General features: G+C 42.0%; 4 protein-coding genes. All 4 read right to left on the reverse strand.

Translation table 11 applies throughout. The annotated features are described in order from the left end of the window. Window positions 1-20,632, reverse strand: a 20,632-nt coding sequence (locus tag LHV68_04565; GenBank protein ID MCB4791142.1) for a hypothetical protein, incomplete at its 3' end; no start/stop codon positions are given. Between the two features lie 28 nt (window positions 20,633-20,660). Then, a complete protein-coding gene (locus LHV68_04570; GenBank protein ID MCB4791143.1) occupies window positions 20,661-21,236 on the reverse strand; it encodes a hypothetical protein in 576 nt (191 codons plus the stop codon). Window positions 21,237-21,400: 164 nt separating this feature from the next. Then, on the reverse strand, window positions 21,401-22,498 hold the full coding sequence (locus tag LHV68_04575) for a hypothetical protein (protein ID MCB4791144.1): 1,098 nt from the start codon (window positions 22,496-22,498) through the stop codon (window positions 21,401-21,403). Between the two features lie 60 nt (window positions 22,499-22,558). Then, a complete protein-coding gene (locus tag LHV68_04580) occupies window positions 22,559-24,046 on the reverse strand; it encodes a T9SS type A sorting domain-containing protein (GenBank protein MCB4791145.1) in 1,488 nt (495 codons plus the stop codon). Window positions 24,047-24,305 lie beyond the last annotated feature (259 nt).

The raw sequence follows: 24,305 nt of genomic DNA on the forward strand, positions 1-24,305 counted from the left end.
CCGGATTTACATCCCTCACTGAAGTTATTTGAGCCATTGGTATCGTTGCTGGATCGTAGCTCCCAAACCCAGTCTCTGTAGGCGTAGAATCTGATACAACTGGCATTAAACCATTCGCTGGTAAATTGGTCGTATTCCATATCCATGTCCGTCCAGTAGCACTATCCCACTTTATGTAACTCTCTGCACCGGCTGCGCCTGCTCTGTATATCGTCGTCTGCCCAGGTACCAATGTATACCCTTGTGGCGTACCATCCGCATTCTGCGCTACTATCCCAGGTACAAAAGCTGCTTGATGATTCGCTGCAAGGGAAGCAGTCAATGCCGTACCTCTTGTCCCGGGATCAAATACAAACCTGCCTTGTGTCTCTGTCCCGCCATTTACCCTCATCCCTATAACCGCTGTAAAACTGCCATCCGCTGCAGGTTCTGTTACCGATATCACCCGCTGGGTCACGCCTGCAGGCAAATTGCCCATGTTCACTGTGTCTAAGACGTAAAACATTGTCCTGTTTATCGGGGTTTGGGTCGGATCAGGCACTAATGTTCCGTATTCAGCTCTCCCATGCGTATAATTCGTGTTGTTTATGGCTGATACGTTCCTGTACCAGACACCGTTAATTCTATATTCAAGATGAATATCAGTTGGTGTTTGATCTATATATACTTCACTAATTTGACTGGTATCCACAGTTGCGGGGTCATAAATCTGATATTTAGTTGTCATAGCAGTAATATTAGTCATGCCATGAGCTCCAGTCAATACCGGCCCCAGACTAAGACCTGCCGCGCCTGGCCCTGTTGTCCATCTCCAAGACAGGCCGTGCGCATCTACGTATACAAATTCATAGGGTGAGGCTGCTGTGCCGAGTCCTTTTGTCCGTACCCCTGTTGTAGGGTCCGGCGGCCCGAAAGTTGCTAAATTTTCTGTACCTATAGGCCCGGGCACCCAGGCGCCTTGCGTATTAGCCGGGTCGTTTAAAGGGCTTGCCCAATTGGTCAACTGCGTACCTACTTCCATTACAGTGTCAACAGTCGAACCAGTATATGCAACACTCCCGTCATCATTCCTTATTTGTATTCTAAGCCTTATTACAACCGGTGAAAATGGGTCGTTGGGATTAACTTTTGTTGTGCTGATTACATCCTCGGGAGCTAAACGTCTATAGTCGGTTGCAGCAAACGACTGGTCGTTATATACCGTTACAACTTTGTTCAGTACTGTGTCAAAGGTATATAATGTTGTCCCATTGCGTGTCACTGTTACCTGGTTTCCATTGATAAGGTCATCAATTGTAATTATGCCAACCTGTCCTAACCCGGGAATTAAGGCAAACAAACCGGCATGCCCGGCATTTTGAGTATCAACTACATCTTGATTAAAGTAAAACCCGCCGATAGCCCCGCTAGGTTCATATTGAATTATATAATCCCCGGTTCTTGGGTTATATTCTATTGAGGCTCCGGCTACAGGTATCGGCGGGCTTGGAAGGGGCGCATATTCCCGGAGTGACCCGCCGCCTATAATCTTAACAACTGCACCTGCCCCTATATCACGCACCGCTTCTATTACTGTTGTCATATCAAAACCATTATTTTGCTCATCATATAAATAGATTGTTCCGTTACTGGCATCATAACCCACTAAATATTGGTCCCCGGATATGCCAGCAGCGACAAACCAGGCGTGCAATGCATCTTTTAAATCCTGGGGGAAAACATCGGGTGCCACGGCTGAATCAGGCGGCGGGTTATCTCCTTTAAAAGTATAAAAGTGAGTGTCGCCTGATACGGCTGCGGCATCTAGCAGAGCAACATTCTCCGGCAGGCCGGTAACCGGGTTAATATAATCACCGTTTGCATCAGGATATACTATATAAACTGTTCCATTTGCAGGGTCAACTATTCTTCTCATTGCACCTAAGAACATACCTAAGGACCCTGTTTGAGGGACGGGCCTGGCAGCCAATACGGCCTGGGGCTGGATTTTTAGAATAAAAACTACAGCGGCAACAGGAGCTACTAAAAATTTAAGCCATGGATATTGAACTCGTTTTTTTCTTAATTTTTCTACAACTCCACCAAACATAGGCACAACCATTCCAACAACCGGGAAACCTCCCATTGAAGCAACAGAAGTTCCAGCATTCTTTAAGGCAGATGCCTGAGCGCTAGGCGCAGCTGTCCGGGCGGGCACAGCAAGCCCGGGTGTTTTTGCTTTCCCGGCAGCAGGCACAGCCACCGCCGATGCCTGGGCTGTAGGCGGAATGAGCGCCGCTTTCTTTCCTGCCACAGCAGCAGGCTTGGATACCTCCGCTGCCTTTTTCCTAATGCTGTCTATCTTTGAATACTTATCAGTAGCTTTAACTATATTTTGTGAATTTGTTACATTCTTTACTCCGGTTTGGGCAGCAGTAACTACAGTTGAAACCTGTGTTTTTGCATCCTTCCCCTTTGTATCTTTGCCTAATAAGGGAGCTACGCTGGCATCTGAAATAAAAGTATTAACATTGTCTGCTATGGTATTTGCTGAAGCAGCAAACCCTAACTGGGTAGTAATAACTTTATTTACAGCATCTATAGTTTCTTTTGAAGCTAAGCCGTTAGCTGTAGTCAATGCTGCAGCTTTGGCTTTATCCTGGGCCGCCTTGGTTATCAGCGCAGTTTCATCAGCTACTGATGTAATCGAATCATTTAGCGCTTTTTGATAATTAGCCTTTAATTCAGGGTCAGGTTTTACCTGGTTTGATATTTCAATTGCCTTAGTTATATCCGGCAGGTACAGAGGCATCGTCTGCAGCTTGGTTTGCGCTTCGGTTACTTTATCTAAGGCCAGCTTCATCGAAACATCGTCGCCTTTAAGTCTTGCAGCCTCTGCATCGGCAACTAACTGTTTTATTTCTGCCGCTAAAGGTGTCCTTACATCTATCATTAATTTTGCCCCAGCAACGACTGCCTTATCAGCAAGAGCAAGCGCTGCTTTGGAGTCCGGGCTTGTTACTGCCTTATCAGCTTCAAGAGCTGTGTTCCTGTACTTAAGCGCTTCTTCTAAGGCCGCTAAAGCCTTATCAAAATTTTTCGTAACCTCTGCGGGGTCTGTCTGCGCTTTCGCCATATTAACGGCACTTTCTACGTCCGCTTCTTTTTGCTGTGCTAATGTTGCAGCTAATTTTGTCTTGGCAACCGCAGCCCTTACAAGGGCTGCCTGCACCCTGGCAACTTCCGCATTAGCAGTTTTGTTTGAAAGCACATTGGCTTCATCTGCTGTGGTCTTATAGGCTGCAATAGCATCCATATTTGCCTGGATTTTCTTAAAATCATCATCAGGACTAGCTGATGGTTTTGTTGCTGTAGCCTCAGCTGCTGTTGCAGCATCCTCAGCTAATTTTGCCGCTAATTTTGCTTTGGCAACCGCAGCTTTTACAAGCGCTGCCTGCACCCTGGCAGCTTCTGCCTTAGCTGCGTTGTTTGAAACTGTGTTGGCTTCATCCGCTGTGGTTTTATAGGTTTTAATAGTATCAATATATGTCTGGATTACAGTTAAATCCTTGTCTGTAACTGTCGGCGCTGCCGCTGCAGTATCAGCTGCTGCTGCTGCATCCTCGGCTAATTTTGCCGCTAATTTTGCTTTGGCAACCGCAGCTTTTACAAGCGCTGCCTGAGCCCTGGCAGCTTCTGCTTTTGCCGCGTTGTTTGAAATATCGTTTGCTTCATCGGCTGCAGCTTTAAAGTCCTTGGCACTATCTATGTTTGTCTGGATTAGAGTCAAATCCTTGTCTGTAGCTGTCGGTGATGCAGCTGTGGTATCAGCAGCAGATGCTGCTGATTCAGCTGCTGTTGCGGCAGAATCTGCTATGCTTTTTGCCTTATCTACAATAGCTGTGTTAATATCTGCGTTGGTTTTAGTGATAGCAGCAACAGCACCCGGGACTTTTGAACTCTCAGCAGCAGCTTTTGCCGCTGCTAAATCAGCGTTAAACTTGGGAAGGTCGTCCGGATTTGCCCCTGTTTTTATTCCTTTAAGCGCAGCATTTGCAGCTTTAAGCGTATCAATAAGCGCAGTTTCAGCAGGTATTATATTGATATTCTTTATATTCTTAACTATAGCGTCAGATTTATTTACAGCAGCGGTATTTGTGCTCACTGCAGCTGCAGTAATTGAAGCTGTAATATTGGTTATATTTGCCGAAGTATTAGCTACTGCTATATCTGCAGCGGTTTTATTATCTTTATCTCTGGTTATACCATCCTGGTTTGCGATAACAGTAGTCTTTGTTGCATAATCTTTTGCCGCATTGGCTTGAGCCAGTGCACTGACTGCATTATTCAATTCAGCAACAGCCTTGGCCATGTCGGAAGCTTTGGCTGCTTCATCTGCATTTTTAGCTGCAGTACTTGCTGCGGTTTCTGCTGCGCTTCCCTGATTCGTTGCGATAGTTGAAGCCTTGGTTACAGCGCTGTTTACGGCTGAAGTTGCATTTGCCTGGGCAGTCTGCGCCTTGGTTAACTGCGGGTTAACTCTTTGTGCATATACATCCGGCAGTGGATCGTTATCGCCTAAACCCAGCAATTTCTTTATAATAAGTATCTGGTCATTGACATTCTTTAATTCTGTTTTTGTTGTACCCCAGCTATTATTTGCGCTCTCAAGAGATGCCTGGGCGTCCTGCAAGGTAGTTTTTGCAACATCAATACTGTCACTGCTCTGCTTGGCAGAAGTTGCGGCAGCTTCTGCATTTGCAGCTGAATTTGTTATCCTGGTTATGGCTACCTCTACATCTCCATTTTTGATAGCCTTATCTGCATTGTTTATCGTATCCTGGGCATGAGCCTGGTAAGCTGAGTCAATTTGGATCTTATTATCTATAACTCTTTTATCCAGTGCTTGTTTATTTGCCTTTGCGGTATCCCTTTCAGTTTTTGCAGTTTTCAAGTATTGTTCCGCTTCGGCTATATTTCCAGCAGCTGCGCTTACAGCTGCCGAGTTAGCATCCTGGATAGATTGCTTGGCATCTTTCATTATGATAACTACATCGTTGATAACTGAAACCTGGCTCTTCGTTGTATTTATGCTGTCCAAGGAAGCTTTCGCATTAGTTACAATTGTCTGTATTTGAGTTTTATCAACTCCTGAGAATTCCTGTCCCTGAACAATATTGTTTGCCTGAACAATAGTTGAATTAAGCGTAGCTGCGTTAGCTGCTGTACTGTTTATGTTATTCAATATGTTACTTGCATCAGTTATCGCGTCCTGTACATCGCCAATCTTTGCAGCTCCATAAACTTTTGACTCATCCGCTGCTATCTTGGTTAAATTGGCAGTTGCATCTGTCTTTGCCGCATCAAGCTTTGCCGCAGTATCGCCGGCTAACTTAACAGCAGCATTCATTATAGATGTTTTAGCAGCAGCTATTGCTGCATCAGCATGCTGTAGAGCTGCATTGCTCCCAGGCATTTTTGGGTCTGTTATTGCAGCCCTGGCACTAATAGCGCTCTTCAAACTATTATAAGCGTTGTTTAAACTTGCAATATCATTCGTCTTTGTAAAATTTGAAGCTTCTTTTGCTAATTTAATTACATTTATTGCGGCATTTATAGTTGAAACCTGGGTTTTTAAATCTCCTATCTGATTTAGGGAGTTCTGGGCATTGTTTAGGAAGACTTGTGTTTTGCTGTTATCGCCTAACGATGTTGCAATTTTGTTTATATTGTCAATCTTGGTTTTTAAAGCAGCGGCATCGTCATATACCTTTTGCACATCTGAGAGCGCTTTTTGTGCCTTTTGCATCGCAGCATCGCTTACTGTTTCTGCTCCGTAAGCTTCTGATTCAGCTGCTTGCACTTCAGTTAACTTGGCAGTAGCATTTGGTATTGCCGCTGTAACTGACGCTTCTTCTGAACCGGCTAATTGGTTGGCAGCATTTATGACTGCTCCTTTTGCTGCATCTAACTTAGCTTTTGCCTGGTCCACAGCGGTTTGGGCGGCATTTACCGCATCTTGAGGATAATGTTTATCTGCTGCTGCTTTTTGAGCTTTCGCATTCTCTAAAGCTTGCACTGCTCTGTCGTAAGCTGCCTTGGCATCCAGCCATTTTGCCCCTGCATCTGCAATACTTGCGTCATTCACTGTTTTAACAGCCTCTTGCGCACTATTTGCCGAAGCTGCAGACCTGTTTGCTTCTGATACAGCCAAAGCAGCAGCGTCCGCAGCAGCTTTACCCGCAGCTTCCTGATTTGTTTCCCTTGTAAGAGCGGCCTGCGCTGTAGCCAATGCCGCTTGGGCATTCGTATTTGCAGTTTCAGCTTTTGAAACAGCTGCATTTGCCCTTGAGACATCACCCTGAGCGCTTGCCAAGGCACCTTGTACTGCGGCAGCGTAAGCAGGGCCTTGATTTGCTATATTTGTTATAACCTGTACCTGGTTTTGTGCTGTATCCCTGTTCTGTCTGGCTGAATTCATATTGTTAGCCACGTTTTGTAAACCGGGCTGCATATCATTAATTATTTTCTGCACAGCAGCCGAGCTGGCTGCACTGTTGGCTGCTGCAGCTTTCGCCTGTAAATCCGTTACAGCGCCTGCGGCAGTATTTGCCGCAGTATCTGCGGCGTCCGCAGCAGTTTTCGCAGCAGCTGCCGCAGCATCTGCAGCAGCTTTTGCAGCAGCTATCTGTTCCGGCGTCGGGCCTGCCGGTGTCGGCGCAGGGGTTGGCCCTTTTACCGGAGGAGTTACAGGTTGATCTGCCGGAGGCTGAGGAGGTTTGGTGGTGTCATAAAGCCCTGCAGCCGCTACGTTCTGGGTATTTTTTAGAACTACAACTAAACCTACGAGAGCACCCACTAAAGCCTTAACTAAAAAGGATTTAGCTCTCCTGCTTCTTTTTAGTTTCTCTATAAGTTGGCCTAACCCAGGCAGTACCATTCCAATCATCGGGACAACACCTATTGAAGAAGCTAAAACAGTTCCTGTATTCTTTAAAGCAGTTGTTTTTGGAATGCCCTCTATTTTAATAACTTTAGCCTGGTTTTGCGAAGAAGGATTTAAATTCGGGTTGCTAAAAGCGATCTGCCCTGAATGCACTGAAATCTGCCCGATATCTGTAAGCCTTAGGCCTGCGAAATCTTCAATAGGAATGTCTATCACGCCGCTTTCCGGTACTACATAAACCTTTTTGTTCAAGCCTTTAGCTTGACTTGCGTTTTGCAGGTCTTCCTTTGGCAGCAACCTTACATAAAATCTGGTCCCTGCCTGTTCTTTCGGAAAAGTCAATCTCACCATCATATAGCCTGAGAGATTAAAAGGAGTATTTTGAGGAGCATTTAACCAGGATGAATACCCGTATTGATCTCCCCATTCACCCGGAGTGCCTGCGAGATTTACAGGAGCAGCCAAAGGCTTGATCTCGGGAACGGTTGGCGTGGGTGCAGCAGGTGTCACAGGAGCAGCAGGTGCAACTGTGGCAGGAGCCGGGATAACAGCTGTAGGAGCGGCATTGCTGCCTGTTACAATAATTTTTACAGTGTCATTTTTTACAGACCCATTACTACCAGGATTATTTAATTTATAACCAAAGAACCCTTGACCTACTGCAATGTCCAGAGTTTCAAAGGTCGCATCTTCGCCAACTGTGATTTTTATCGTTACCTTGCCGTCTACTACGTTAACTCTACCGCTGTAGTATTGTGAGCGAGCGTTAGTTTCTTCGCCTTTTTTGACAAAGTTATATCCGACTTCTCTTATTCCAGGAGAAACATCAAAAGTAACTGTTATTTCCTGTCCGGCTTTAACATCCAAATATCCTATCTGGCTTAACGGGATATTGGCAGACTTCCAAAGATTTCGTCCTGACGGGTCTGCATAGTATTTAGTAACCAAGGGATTGCATTCTTTAACAGTGAACTTTTGAGTGCAAAGATACACTAACTTCCATCCGCTTGAAGCAGCGCTTTCAAACCATCTGGTGACAGTTCTCCATCCCCAGGTGAAGTTAGTCCAGTTTGCACCTGATTCTGATGTCGAATAGGGGTACATCCCATTTTTAAACTCGTATTTGTCAAGGGTAGCCCTGAACACATTTGCTAAGTCTTTAAGCTCTCCGGCTTTATCCGGATATTGCAAAGCCAGGTACTCTAAAACTACTATATATCCTTCTGTCCACTCATGGCTTATAATGCCTTTTTGCCTGGATTCCGGGCTAAAGCTCATGCCGATAACTTTTCCAGCCTGATCTTTAACGCCAAAAGTTGCTACGCTCTTCATTATCAAGTCATAGCTAAATCCTTTACCATATATACTATCCCAGAAGACCGGGCTAAAAGATAAAATTCCCCAGCTTTGGACATCTGAAGCATCGGCTTTTGAAGGCACCCATTGTTTTGTATCGGCATTGAAATGGAATCCCTGAATAAGAAGCCCGTTTACTAAAATCCTGTCTTTGTTATTTCTTAGAGCTGTTTCTATTTTGTCCGCAGCTTCCTTGTATTTATCAGCAGCGGTTTTGTATTGTTCATCTTGGGTTTGATTATACAACTCGTTATATATTTCATACATTTTTGTGAGTGCAGAGTAAGTTGATTCAATATTTTCAAGAGAAATTTCATTAAAATAAAATGTTTCATCAACAACTGGGTTACCAGCTTTATCCTTAACTACATTACCATGTTCATCCTTAACTTCATAATATTGCCCTTTAGGGCCCATGCGGAATAGCCCGTTACCTTTGGTGCCGTCTTTTATTTGAAATTCTAAAAGAACATCTGCAAAATTCTTAGCCTGCTGCAGCACAGCTTGAGCTTCCTCTTTCCTGTTATTAAACATCAAAACCCGGTATAGTTCGGCGTTAAAACTTATCATCCAGGCCGTTTCCCCTGCTTTTACATTCCACTGGTTGCAGTTTTTAGCATCGGTTGGAGGAAGACCTGTAAGCGGGTCATTTCCCCATTCCCAGGGACAATGTATGGAAAAAGGCACACCGCCTAAGGCCCTGACCCTTGCGTTTACAGGATCAGCGGCGACCTGTTGGGAAGGTGTACCAATAGGCAATGTCGAAAAATCAAAGGGCTTTGCTGCATTATTTGCCACATAGTATGCTTTGGGGACTGTATTTAATAATTCATAATATTGAAGCGCAGCATCTATAACTTCCTTATCCGTTGGATAGACCCTTAACAAAGCAATTAAAGCAACTGACCAGTCATACTGGACCAAACTCTTTGTTGCTATAAACCTCATAGTAATATCTTGTTCAGTCATGCCGGTAAAACCTTTGAACATTTGATCCAGCGGCATATTTTTATTTTCAGGTGCTATCAGGAAACTCGTGAACCCGCTGTGCACCCATTCAAGAAAAGCATCCCGCATCTTGCGCATCCGGGGGTCATCTGCCTTCATATCGGCAATTGCAGTCGGCGTTATTAAAGGAGTTTGCATGAGCTGGGCAGTAGGTGTAGGCTGGACAACAGGAGACTTATTCAGTTGATTCTCCAAATATCTTTGTACCTCAGCATATCTAGCGTCTTTAAATACTTCCACTTTATTATTTATATTTACTATAAGTACCATTCTTACGGCTTGAGGTAGTTGTGCCAGGGCATCTTTTTCATCCTGGCTGAATATACCGTCTTTGTAAATTTCTTCTAAAAGCTGACTAAGAGCTATGTTCATGTCTCTTTCGAAATCGCCCTTTTTATTTTCCCACTCCCCTCTGTCCCATTGCGCCTGCAATGCTCTGACCACCCCATAATGTTTTAAGTTATCAGGAGGGGTGAATTCAGCTTTTGGCTTTGCTTTAAGCTGGAAATTAGGATCTAAATAAAGCAATACATCAACGTATCTGGGATCTGCAAAATCTTTAAATCCTTCAATTGTGTTATAGCCATTTGCTATATCCGCTAAAAGTTGATTTTGTACGACTTTAGGAAGGTTATTCAAGATTCTTTTATCATCATCGGTTAGTTTGAGTTTAGTATTATCCGGGTAAATTCCTTTTAAAAACAAAGCAAGATATTCGTTCGAGGTTTGAGAGATTATCTTAACACTTGAAAGGTTAGCATATACGATTTCACCATCAAATTCCAGAACAAAAGTTGTTATCTTTTTTTCAGTTTGTTCAGGCATTTTAATAACAAATGTATCCCCGGTAATCCACTGAGGGTCTAATTCAAAGTCTGGTTTATCCGTATGGCTACCATCCAAAACAATACCTATCTTTATATTTCTCGGAAGAGACGTATCTGCAAATTTCAATACAATATAGTCATCTTTATTCACCTGCGGACCCAAAGAGCCGTGCGAGTCTGCGGAAAAATAGAAGTTTCTAGTGTCTTTTGAAGTAGCCGGTATAGTTCCTGTCCCTGAACTGAGTTTATCTGCCCCTACTTCTATTCCTATACCTTTGGCTACCAGAATTGGAACAATCCCAGGCAGCGGTTGAGGTGTTGCAGCCGCTGGCAGAGTTGCAGTTGCCTGCGGAGTTGCAGTCGGCTTGGGCGAACATGAAGTCAGCAAAACCGTTGCAAACGCAAGTGCAGGTGACCATCTTCTATTTAAACCCCCATTTTTCCGTATTAGCAATGCGAGATAAGTTAATATAAGTGATGCTATCACTATCCCAAATATTCTTGACACTGAAGGCATAGACATATTGACAGCCTGAGCCCGTGCTGCTTGCGCTGCTGCCTGAGCTGCCGGCTGAATGCCTTGAGCTGCGGGCTTGTTTGTCACACTCGCAGAGGTAATACCGGATTCATTAGGAGCAGATCCGTCATGGGTATTAGACTGGTTTATTTGTATATTTATGCTTCCATAAGTCATCCACATTCCTGAATGTACTTGAATTGTTTTCAACTTCTTTCCTATCAGATTTGCGGGAAAATCAAAATTCAAACTATACCCGCCAGTCCTTGCATAAGCAGGCATAACAGTATATCCATAAGAACCGTCCTCTGCTATAAATATTACTCCAAGCTGCGGATTAGTCTGGGGCATCCTCATTTCGTAGCCTGATACGGTAAGACGCTTTGTTGCTTCCATTTGAACCGGCACAGCAAATGTACCTTCATCATATATATGTGCAGCATCCGAATGCTTTGTAAAACTGGTAATAGGCGCAGGTGTGGGTGAAGGTGTGGGTGAAGGTGTGGGTGTGGGCGCTGGTGCAGTTTGTTTTATAGCAACAGGAAGATAGGTTTTATGCGGTACAACAACGGAAACAACCGATAATGTCCCGCTATTTGTTTGATTTTTTAAATTTATACCATACGAGGTATGCCCATTATTGAATGTAACGCTCTTGGTTGCTTGTTGCGAATCAAGCGAAACTTCAACAGACGCCGTGGGCCCGGATACGTCAGGTTCTAAATAAGGGATATTATATGTATGAGTAGTATTGTCACGTGTATCAGTGGCAGTAATCTGAACGAATTTTTTGCCATTAAGAGTAACCACATTGTCAGGCGCTGTGCCTTTTACATGCACAATATATGCATAGGGTAAATTTTCTGCCGGATTATTTGCATCTGAATTTGCCGGAGGCATATGCACCATGAAGTTGTTTACACCGGCATCTGCTGTATTGAATTTTACCATTAATGCGTTTGTCGCTGAAGTAAATCCCCCGGTAATTTCCCACCAGAATGCAGAATATTGCCCGTTAGGGTCTACGTAGGCACCATAAGTCCCTATTGCTGTAATATTTTGTCCGGGCTGGAGAACCGTTCCCGCCTGCCGGGCTGCCTGATTTTGAGCTATTTGCTGCTGCGATACCGCCGGTGAACCAAATCCGAAAGTTTTAAATATAAACCCGGTTACCGCTAACGAAATTGTCCCTAGCATCCCTGCAGGCGCCCTGGGCTGGGCCTGTGCTGCCTGCGCTGCCTGCCGGCTGGCATTTGCCTCAGCAGCTGCTTCACTTGCTTTTAATGCAGCTATATGTTGTTTTGCTTCTGTTAACTTGGCATTTGCCTTATCAAAGGCTGATCTGGCTGCTTCAACCTTCTTAATTGTACTGGTCATAAATCTGGCTTCTGATCCCTGTGCTTGAGCATATTCTTTCTCAGCGTCCTGTAATTTTGAGCGGGCATCTTCTACCTGTTTGGCTAAGTACCAGACAGATGACTTGGAAGCCTCTATTGCTTGAGAAACTGCATCTTGGGCATCCTGCAATTTTTGGCGGGCTGCTGCAGCCACTATACTTGATAAATTCCCTTCAGCCAGGGATTCCTCAGCCTGTATCAATTCTAATTGTCTTGCTTCCTTTTCAGCTTTCAGAACGGCAAGTGCTGCATTGTATTTTAGTTCTTCAAATTTATCAGAGTCTATTTTTTTAGCCGGCTGTTTCTGATACTTTGCAAATACATCAGCAGCTTCTTGCGCTACTTTTTGGGCCTTTCTTTGCTCACTAATTCTGTACCATTTAGCTGACTGCACTTCCTGTGTTGCCTCATATAATGTCATATTAGCTTTTTGTACTGCCTGACTGGCAGCATCTGCATCAGCCTGCAGTTTTAGACCCCGCGGCGACTCTGCTATTCTTGAAGGAAGGGTTTCTAAAGAAGCTGCTGCTGCTTTGGCTTTTTCTGCTTCCGTTTTTCTGGCTGCTGCATCAGCTTTTAACTCCTCAATTTTTTTATCATAAGCATCTTGCTGGTCCTCAAGCCAGGCAGTTAACTGGGCTTCCTTGATTGTGCGGGCCGCATCCTGCCCTGCCTTTGTAAACGGTAAATTTTGAGCTTTCCAATAATCAATGGCAAATACCTTATCGCTTCTGGTCAGCTTTCCAATCTTACCTATTACTTCATCAAGCTTTTTGGAAATTAGGCCTTGTTCAGCGGTATTCTTTGTCATGGATGCAATATATGCGGCCTGCATCGAAGCATAAGCTGCTGAAGTTACAGCAGTTGCCTGCCCGGCAACCATACTCCCTGATTTTGACTGAGCCATTGCATCATCTGCAAGTTTTTTCTTCGTTTTTATTAAAACAGCAAAACCGGCAACTATTACAGCAAGAAGCCCTAAAAATACAGGCCCAAGCGTAAAAGTAAGCGTTCCTGAAATTAAACCTAAAATCATCGACACACCTACGATTGAGGAAGATACAAGAGGCAAAATTACCATTATGTTTGAAAGGGTTTGATCAATAAAGATGCTTGTAAATTCCAGCACGCGGCTGGTTTTTTTACTGCCAAAACTTTCACCAGAGAGTTCCCTGGAATACAACAGCCTTTTCGACATCTGTGCCATCATAACCAGGCCCACGCCTCCGCAAAGCATCATAACAAAATTGCTTAGTAAAGCTATTTCAGGAAGCGAAAGTAAGCCCGCACCTAAAACCAACTTAGCCAAGAAAAATAATCCTGCACCGGAAACAAACAGCTTTGCAATTGTAAACGGCCCTTTTACTTTTGTTTCATCTTTGGCTATTTTATGCGGCAAAACATACATTCCAACTATATAAAGGGTCCCTAAAACCACCCCTATTCCCATACTTACTGGAGAGACCCCGAGTGCAGTGACAAAACTCGCTATCAAGGCAAGTATAAAACCGGAAATAACATACTGGAACTTCCTTTCTTTAAGCTTAACCGGCTCTATTGGAACCATTTGCTTTATTCCAAGAAAGGTTAAGCCAGCCGCAATAAGCCCGACAGCTGAAGTAACAACTGCAGCTACTATGGCTACAGGGCTAGCCATGGCAAATGCTATAACAAAGGATACAGGCACTGCAATAAGGGCGCCGCGCACTGTAAAGTTCAAAATAATAAAGAAGAAATCAACCGCAGAATTCACATACCCTTTCAAATCCTGGTTGCTGGTCAATCTGCTGAAATATTTTCCTGTGCTGCGCCCCACATGGATACGGTTAAGGTATGTCCGCTGCAGAGTTAAAATGGCTATGAAAACCGCAAAAGCGATCGTCCCAAGAATAAGAAGTTCCGGTGTTGCATAAATGCCTAACTGCACAAGCATTGGAGACAGCACATTTACAACTTGTTTTAAGGCAAGGTCGCTCAACATCTGGCCGGCACTTAAAATCTGAAGCGGATTAAACTTTTTAAAGTAAAATAGTGCGCCAAGACCGGAAACTATTAAAACAGGTATCGCAACCTTACGGGCTTGCTTGACGGCTTGCGGCCAGCCTGTTTTTAGACTATCTTTTATCTTCTTTACCGTAGAACTTATCCATTTGCTTGTTTTAGACCTGGAGGCTTCTTTTTTGGCTTTTTCAACACTTTTGGCAAGCTCTTGATCAGTTTTAAGACTAACTGTTATTTGTAAACTCATATCTCCCAATGTCCCTTGAACTTCGTGTAAAGCTTTAATTTGTTCAAGCGCTGCCTCTATTGTCGCTAGATACCCGGTTTTAAATTCTTGAGCCATGGTTTCTGCCAAAGCTGTCAGAGCCTGGTTGTATTCTCTTATATTTGCGGCTGTATCCGGATTTTTCTTCTTTTGTGCGTCTTTAAATTTGGCTTCAATTTCCTTCACCCTGGCTGCATAGACTAGTTGTTGAACTCCATAATAACCCAGGACCATTTGTTTTATTCCTGTCCTTACTGTTGTAAAGTTTTTTGAAGCTTTTTCCGCTCCCTCTTTAGCAAACAATCCTTCTAATAACTTCCGCTGTTCAGGGCTCAGCAAGTCTAATTCGCCAGCTTTAAGGGCTCCATCCCCGTGGGTAACTGCTTTTTTTATATTTTCTATGCCTGCTTTGGAACCAAAAAGAGCAAGAGCTTCTGTTTCTGCCCTTTCATCAATCATAGTCTTTATAATGTTCGGGAATTCAACTTCAATTTTTTCAGCCATATTGCCAAACAAATCATCAAGAGCCTTGTTGTATTCCCTCATATAATCAAAAGTGTACGCTTTCGGGAACATAATCTGTTCCTGGGCATAATTAAAGCTTGTCTCTATATCGGTCAGCGTAGTTTCAAAATTAGACCATTGCTTATCATAATATTCCAGAGCATGAGCCTTTAAACCAAGCCTTATCTCAGCAAGTTTTTTAGGAGCATCAACTCCGTAGTTGCGGGTCAATACGGCAACTAATAGTTGCAGCTGCTCAGGGCTCAGCAAGTCTTTCTCGCCTTCTTTGAGGGCTTCATTGCCGTGGGTAACTGCAGTCAATATCTGTTCTCTGCTTAAAAAACCTCCGCGCCTGCCTGTTTTTTGAAATGCCAGGTATTTGTCTGCATGCGAATCAGATTTGTCCAGGGAATCATGAGTTGTAACAGCCCTTTGCTGGGCAACTGACAACTGCAAAATATCTATTTGCCTCATTATCTCCTGGCTGGCTGGATTATCCGGCCCGATATAATCATTTTCTCCTAAGGAATCTGTTATATAGCTGGCTAACTCAGGAAAATCTTTAAAAAGAGGGTCTTCTTTTGACACATAGAAATTGGCTATACCTTTTCTTGCGCGGTCCTTTGCCTGTCTTTTGAAGAATTGGTACTCATCCATGAATGCGACAAATACGTTTACCCACGTCTTAACATCAACACCTGTCCCGAGCAGCTTGTCTCCAAGGACTATAACTTCTTGCTCCGGGTCAGTAATAGCGTGCACAGCTTTATAATCTGCATCTGTACAGTGTTTAGCATCTACCCTTAAAATTTTAAGTTTTTTGCCAATTTTTGCATTTACATATATTTCTGTTCCATCTGTATCTCTTGCCTTTGTGTATCCTTCTTTTATCAGCCTTTCCACTATTTTTGCCTTGTACTCATCTACAACATTTGAGTCCTCAACAATGACCAGGCGTGTACCTTTTGTTTTTAGCACATCTTCTAAGCACTGCTCATGTTTTTTCTGTTTAGTCCCGAATATATTGCTGTTTACAGCCTCTTGTTTTGAGCCTTCTGTTGTGGGTATTTTGTGTATCTTATACTCAAACGGTGCGGCGTAATCAGCAGGTATCGTTCCTGAACCGCCGGCAAACTTTTTATGTAGAAACTCATCATAATACTGCTTATGGCTGACCCTTGCTTCTGTTTTTGTAAAAGGCGACAGCCCTTCTACAGCTATGCCTGCCATTAACTCAGCAAACTGGTGAACGCCTCCGCTCCATTGTTTCTGGGGTTCAAGCGCCCCTATAGCCTTGTTTATAATGCTGATTTTATTTACTATGGTCACCTCATCAATAGCTGCCCCTTTAGACACTTCAGCCAGCACATCTATGACAAGGCCTATCCAATACTTTTTGTTCGTATAAGGAGAAAGAGCACCTGCTTTAATACTAGCTGTCATTAATTCGTTAACTTCCTTTGCAATTTTAAAGAGGTTTCGTTGATTTTCATTTGCTAAACTGGCTAGGTTTTTATTCTCTAATAAACAGTTAAGTGCAGCTGTTATATCATCTTTTATACTAAAATCAACTTCTTTTGCTTTTTGCCTTAATTTTTCAACAGTATCTTTTACGGTACTGGTAAGCTCAGCCTTGTAATCCACCAGGTTTTTGTACTTAGTCAAAACCTGCAGCCCCATAATCAATGTATTTGTTAACTCCTGAGTATCAATACCTTGTAAAATTTGAATTCTTTTAGCTTCTTCCAATATCGTTCCATTTAAATACTTATTACCATTTCCAGTTAAACTTATTTTTTCTTCCTGGCCTTTTCCTATTTTTTCATAATATTTTCCTTGTTTATTATTTTCAATAATAAATTTGGCATGCTTTTGCACTAAAACCAAAAGCTGCCTTAATCTTTCTGAATCGTCCCGTTGTTGTCCGGACATTATGTAATCTGTGGATAAGGCTTGAGCAAGCGCCTCGTGCACTTCGTCAGCTAATTCAACCGGCGCCCTTTTTACAGCTATCCTCATATCAGGATCTGTGGCTTTTAAATCACCTATATAATCAAAACGAGGCAGGTCATAGCCTGAAAACATTATATCGCATCTTTCTTCGGGTTCTCCGTAGTACAATTTTTCCTTTTTATCAAGTTTGTGCCAGCCGCCGTCCCTGTACACCCTAACAATACCGGTATCCCCTGCTTCCTTAATATTGCCTGTCTTCCATCCCAGCTTATAAAGCAAAGGTGCAAGCTGGTCAGCTTTTTCAGCAGCCAATTTATTGTCTTTGGTTGTATGGTATATTAAAGCGTCTTTGCCATCCGTAGTTTTCTCTTTGGCTATCGTAAGATAAATGTGCATGGCCAATAAATAGCCGTATGTTTTTCCTGCACCAGGATCCATTTCATCTACATAAGTGCCTTCCTTGCCTATTAAAAGAGAAGGTACAAGGTCAAGCCCAAAGCGTTTTTGAGACAGCCATTTCTTTTCGTTAAAGCCCGGGCCTACTGTATCTCTAACTTCTTTTTCAACTTGTTGTATCAATTCTTTAACCCTTTCTACCTTTCCACCAAAATTATCATTGGCGATTTTAGTTATTAGCTCATCTGTTGTGGGAACATTTTCTTTTTCCTTTTTGGGGGCTCTCTTGGCTGCTGTTTTCTTTTTGGCTTTTAGTTTTGAAGCTATCGCGTTTTTAATTCCAGGGTAGGTTAAGTATGCGGCTGTTATAATATTTGTTACCAATACAGTCCCGGATAAACCCAGGACTAAAACTGTTGACAGGCCGGGTACCGCAAGAGGCACGGCAGCTAAAAACATTCCTAAGCTAAGAGCAAATATTTTAGAACTTCTTTTAACATTGTTAAATGTTCTGCTAAACGTAGCTCCAAGCCCGGCTTTTCCTGCACCCCAGCCCTCCAAAACGAAGTATGGTATGTGAGGCGCATAAAATGCCGCAAAAGCAATAAAAGGTAGGGCTGCAGGGCTACCTGGTATTAAAAATATAGCAATTAGTACCAAAGCAACCGATAAAATAACACCTGTAACCACAGCCCCGTTTTTTTCATAAAGATTCACTGCTCTTTCAAGTTTTTGCCGGTTCTTGGCATTAAAAATTATTTTGAAAGAACTATCTACTGTAAAGAATTTAATTGCCCGTTGTTCCCTGGTGCTTATTTCATTTCCAATTCTATTCTTTGCATCTCTAAGCCATTGAACTGATCTAATTGACTTGCCGCCAGCCCAATCATTTATTTTATTTAACCTGACTTTAAGTAATTTAAAGATAGCCTGAATAACAAGTTTTGTTCCTATTCTCGGTTTATACACAACCTCCTTATCTGCTCCAGGGAATTGTGCCCCAACTATATTTGAAGCTGCCACTATTCTAGCCGGGATGCTTTTAACCCAACCGGCCATTTTATTTAATCTAGATTTAATCAATCCAAAAGCAGCCTTAACATCTCTTACTTTTTTTATTTTTGCTAGTTTTTTATCTGTTGCAGTTGCAAGCTCGGCGCCTGCTTTGTAAAATGTTTTATTCCAAAACTTATGGAAAGCCAGCACTATTTTTACGGCTTGTTCTTTATTTACAGGCGATAACCAGTACAAAATATACATAAAAGCAAGGCCGGCATTACGCAAAACCATCTGTAACCTGCTTTTATTATCATGGGCCTTTATAAAGGTATTCCAGGCCTCTTTGCTGCGGAAAGCTCCAAGTACTGCATAGAGTTCATACCCGGGTGCAAAGCTGACTGCATAATCAAAATAACTTTCATTGGTTAATGGCTGTCTTTGTTGATTATAGCTGGTCTTGGCGTCATTTGTTCCTTTATTAATTGTTATAGGTTTTTCATCTATTGAATCTATTTTTGCCGTTTTAGCCTTACCGTTATCTGTCTCAATGTTAAATTTCACGACCTTGCTGTTTGGGCTTACAATGTCCTTAAATATAAGCTGTCCATTTTCAAGAGAGAGGACACCTGTAGCTTTCAACATACCTGTATTTAATTCATTTATTGCTTCTTCTATTGTCTTTCCGCTGTTAAGCAAAACTACAACAGCGGTTTCTGCCAGGCTCCAGTTCTTTATGTACTCCGGATTCTGCGAAAGGGACTGGAGGGCAAGGGCCTGAAAAAGGATCTTATTCTGTTCTTTTGCCAGTTTCGCATATACCTCATCTGCAAACTTTGAATCCTGGGTCACGTTCGGGGTTATTATTATATGAGATATTTTCTTTTCATCAAGGAGCTTTGACACGCCTTCGGTATGGAACCCTCCTGTAACCATAACGATTATTCTTTCTGCTTTTTTAAGCGCCTTGGCTATGTCTTCTGCCTGGTCTTTACCTGCGGCTGCAGCAGAAGTTCCGCAAACATCTTTTCCCAGGCACATCTTAATAAACGTAGAGTTTCTTTCCTGGTTAACCTTATAAAACTCGGAGAAAAGTGTTTCATAGCCTTTGAATGAATTAAGCCTGTCATTACCTATATATTTAGCCCACAGGTTTTTAAATTTACCTATATTGTTTAAAAAATAGTCGTAATCATCCGCGGACATCTTATTCCTGTAATAATCATCGAAATAGCTTTTAAATTCAGTCAGGAACACGGCATCGTATTCGCTCTGATTTGAAGCAAGCCTGGCAAAGATTTCACTGGTCAGCTTTTTCTCTTCATAAACAAGGTTAAGAGGGTTTGCTTCCTGGCTTTTCTCGATATAGGCAAAAAATTTGGCCAGCTCAGGGTACCTTTCATTAACGTTAAGATTAAGGCTGTGATCCTTGGAAAGTTTCATCAAATACTGGAACACTTTATCTGATTTTGAGAAATTATCCGTGTTGTCAAGCAGGATCTTATAGGCCCTATAAGGCAGTTTTTCCTTTAATATGCTTACATATTCCTGAAGGTCCTTTGCTATCTTTTTGTATTTAATACCTTTTTCAAGGTCAACAACTTCCACAAAGCACTGCAGGTTTGGATAACCGTTTATATCCATATCAAGCTTTTGGGCATATTTACCCAGCTCTATATAAAACTTCTTCGTATCTATTTTACTATTCATATAGTTCAAAACGAGTTTTTCAAACTTTTTCTGTTTGGAATTAAAATACCTTTTTCTTACCGGGGTAAGGTCTGCATCTGCATCGCTCAAGGCTTTATCTATTTCAGTCTTATCCTGAATTATCTTATTAAGCCTCAGCAAATTCCCCCTGTAACTATTCTCGTCTTCCAGGCCCAGAAGAAAGTTAGGTTTATTATTAATTACGGAATAATATTCAGAACCAGTAAGCTTACCCTGGTCTATAAGAGAATCCAGTATTTTCTGTTTTAATGCCTTATCTTTAACGGAACAAAGCCAGGACGTATCAACATTTCCTACAGCTCCCTCGATGTAGATATTAGGGATTCCGTACTTTTCAGTAATAAGTGATATTATGCCGTTAATATTGCGCTGGACTTCCGCGTGGCAGTGCAGGTCCTGGATATTTATCACAATGTCTTTGCTCTCGTACAGCTTTGCTTTTGTTATCCTGCCTGAAGTATAGGGTATGGAAAGTTCATTAAATACCTTTGCAAATTGCTTTATCTCCTCTTTCCCTTTTGCCGCAGAAGCTAAAACCTCGCTAAACACTGATGTCAATAGAAAGCATACCAGGACCAGGACCGCAGTAACCTTGGTAAAGTTTATAACCCTAGCCAGAACATGCAGACCGCCCTGTGCGCTGCCAAGAACAGCAGGCACAAAGGATACAATATCCCTCACTGCGATCTCCTTAAAAAGCATCTTTCTCAGCCAATTGAAAAATTTGTTGTTTAATAAAATTTTTGTGTAATACATTTTTTTCTCCCTAAAAGAAAAACCCAGCTTATACTTTAAGCTGGGCATTTCTTTGTCTATTTATATTTTTTGAAACTATATATTCGATGGACCCCCTCGGAAGTAAAACGAACATTGCCAGAATAAGCATTATAAAAATGTTAACAGGGGGAGCTGCGTTTTGAGAGAAAAAAGCCAGGAAAGCATCCTTACGGTCAACCATAAAAGGAAATGCTGAATCTGTCTGGTTATAAATTTTCTCCAGCTTTGTTCTTATTGATTTGTTCGTAAAATCATTGACCAGAGAATAATCTGCAGATGTATTTTTTTTAGTTTTAGAACTTGTATCGGAAGGCCTTCTTGAAGCGCCAGACGAAACACAGCTTCTGCCGTCGTAGAATATCTTATATACTAGATTAATCGGTAGCGATGATAACGTAAAAAGCTCCAAAATCGCCGACTGGTTTCTAAATGCATTCTTAAAAAGTTCATACTCATTCTGGTCTATGTTAACTTTAACCATCAACCCGTTGATGAGGATCGATGCAATTACACAACCCGCGATCAAAATATTCAAGCCCTCAGGTTTTAGTACTTTATGATAATTAAATTTATATTTAATCATTTTTTTACCTAAATTTACTTCTGTATTATAATATATAATATTGCAATATAAAGAAATAATATAAAAAAAGGTGTAAAATATTTGTGAATTTTTATCCGCTGAAAAACACACTAGACCCTGATTTTACAGATTGAACCAGAGATTGTTGGTTTTTTTCAACAATCTCAAAACCTCATTGTTACACCTATCCTGTGAGATCCCGTGCTTTCCTGAATTTCAAGCGGCAAACCAAAGGCATAATCAATTACAAGTTTGTATTTTGAAGACAGGCTTATTTCATAGCCCAGGCCTGTCGAAATCTCGCTGGTTCGGCAGCCGAGCCTCACAGCAAAACGCCCGTCAAAAAGCCAGGTTTCTAATCCGCTGCGCACATCAACCACATCAGCTCTGGATACATAATCAAGGGCGAATGTAAAATAGGGCAGCTTTAAAAACGGAAGTTTTGCATTATAATAAGATACTCCTACGGTATTTTCACTTTCTACAACGTCCTGGGTTTTTAACCCCATATCGGGCTTGGTAATGTTCTTGCTGACAAGACCTATCTTTATATCCGTTTTAGGAACAAAAAACAAAAAGCCGGCATCAAATGTTACAGCATCTTTTGAGCTCCCTGACTCAAAAACAGGGTCATTATAGGTCCTTACATCCAAAGTATATTCTTTACGCAGGTATTTAGCGTTAACCCCTAAAGCCAAATCTTTTTTTATTAAACGTCCATAGGTAAAGTTGCCCGTATCTTCCCTGTAAAGACCGGGAGAAAACAGCGACGACCAGGTAAGACTTAAACTGCCGTATTTCTTATTTAAAGGATGCACATAAGACAGATAATTAAGCCCTAGATCAACTCCTTCTAAACCCGTAAACAAGCGTGACGACATAAAAGTGACTTCATTCTTAGAGATTTGAGCTATCCCGCCAGGATTATATAAAGAAGCGTTTGAATCATCTGCTACAGCTACAAAAGCACCGCCCATACCTGCAGGTCTTACGCCCCAGCCGGAGTCCTTGAAAGCTCCAAAAACAGGGGTAATGGATAAGGTGTAATGGGTAAGTAAACAGAGAGCAAAAACAATAAAAAACATATATTTTTTGAAATATATTTTTGATTTATTATGAAGCTCCACATGCATGGACATTCGGCTGAACCCATTCGAAAACTCAGGACAGTGAGTGAAATCGAACTGCTCAGTCGAAGCCCCCGTGGTTTTCAAGACTGCGTGATAAAAGTGATTAAATAATGCTTTTAATCTTTTATTCATTTCATTTACCTTTATTTTCTACTTATCACTTATACCTTACCCCTTATCCCTGCCGTTAAGTTATTTCGCCACAACCACAGTGCCGCTTATGATATCCTTTCCTTTTTTGATCTGATAGATGTATAAACCGCTCTCAACTAGTTTTCCATTTTCATCTTTTCCATCCCAGGCAAGGTTTGCATTTCCCGACAGCTGCCTTATCCTTTTTCCCGTGATATCATAAATATTTACGACGTCGTCGCTGGCTAGTGCGCTAAAGTTAATATAATCATTCTTTGTGTCAACAGTTGCCGGCGTTATTATTCTTTCTTTAGGCCTGTAATCATCGCTGGAGAGTGCGCTAGCTACAGGAAAAAGCGCATACATGCTAAAATGTGTAATCCTGTCATAGGAAACCACGTCCCTGGTTGTGTCAACATCACCGCCCATGTATCTCCAGGCCACGCCATCCCACCAAAACATCCTAAGGCTTGTATCAGGATAACTTGTTCCGTCAACATAGTCATTATCATTTGAATCTTCAAAGGCCAGGGATATTTTTGCAGGTTTTTTAAATACAAGCCCTTCCGGTTCAAAACTATAAGCATACACCGGTTTTTGTGAAACCGCAGGTGGGCTGCCGTCAGCAAGTGTTGAAGGGACAAGCTCGGTTATTTTAAGATTTATGCTTGAATCTATTGCTCCATCAGGAACCTCAATTGAAGTAATGCCCGTATAAGGATTCCCTGTAAAAAGATATGCCGTGCCTCCTTTATTTGTAATAGTTGAGGTATTTTCAGAGCTTATAGGAACTTTACAAAAGAGGTACTGCATGGCACTAAAATCTACGGTCTTTAAAATGATATCACTAAATTTGCCTTTTATTACTTCAGCATAATTCCCGGCTGTATTTGGCCAATAACCGTGTTTGCCGTTGGTACTGACAGCTTCCATACGGTAGTAAAAATATTGAGCGCTGCTGTTTTCTATAGTCATTGTAGTCGTAAAAACAAAATAATCCGTACGATAGGAAGCTATAATGGTTTGCGTAGAAATTTCGGTATCTTTATCCGTGGAATAATAAATATTTACATGGGAGAGAGGGTAATCGTTGGAAGCACTCGCCTTTATGCAAACCATTCTATTAAACGGAGAGATTTGCTGCAGGGGGTCATGGGCAACAGTAACAGGGACCAGATTAACCGAAGCTACAAAAGACATAGCGTCTCCGATAGTAAAAGAAACCGGCAAGGGATGGTCAGATATTTTTATCGGTGTATTACGTCCATTTTTTTGAGCTATATAAACAAAATGCTTAGCATAGCCGTCGATCAGGTATAACGAAAGCAAGCTTAATAAAGCCACAACAAAAGAGATTTTAAACCGATAAGCTTTAGGCTTGTTAACATTGCCGTCATTGCGGCCCCGTTTAGCCGGAGAAGCAATCTTGCTGCAAACTGAAACAGACTGCTTCGCAGTCATGCTGCTATCAATAACAGCCGTGCCCCATAAACCTTTTATATTGGTGATAATCTTTTTTAGCTTTTTCAGCATTCTTTCATCACTCATCCTTAAACCCAGATTTTGTAATAGACTTTGGAATTCGACATAAAATAGCTTCATTTTTCTGTCTAAAAAAGTTCAACATACCACAGCGGGTATGCCTGCACTTTTTTAGTGCAGAAAAATTTTGCTCTTTTTCGTCTCGGTTCTCAAATCCTATTGCAAAAGCTGGGTTACAACGTCTTGCCATACCAGAGTGTTTCTATCAGGCCTGGCCCTGAAGTTGCCGGACAATTTCACAACCTTCGGAAGATGCAGCAGGGTT

Source organism: Candidatus Liberimonas magnetica (genome assembly GCA_020523885.1).
Classification (GTDB): Bacteria; Elusimicrobiota; Endomicrobiia; order Endomicrobiales; family JAFGIL01; genus Liberimonas; species Liberimonas magnetica.

What these genes read in the sequence shown, in the direction of transcription:
- LHV68_04570 (MCB4791143.1), bottom strand. Translation starts at nt 21,236, where the DNA reads ATGATTAAATATAAATTTAATTATCATAAAGTACTAAAACCTGAGGGC.
- LHV68_04575 (MCB4791144.1), bottom strand. Translation starts at nt 22,498, where the DNA reads ATGAATAAAAGATTAAAAGCATTATTTAATCACTTTTATCACGCAGTC.
- LHV68_04580 (MCB4791145.1), bottom strand. Translation starts at nt 24,046, where the DNA reads ATGAGTGATGAAAGAATGCTGAAAAAGCTAAAAAAGATTATCACCAAT.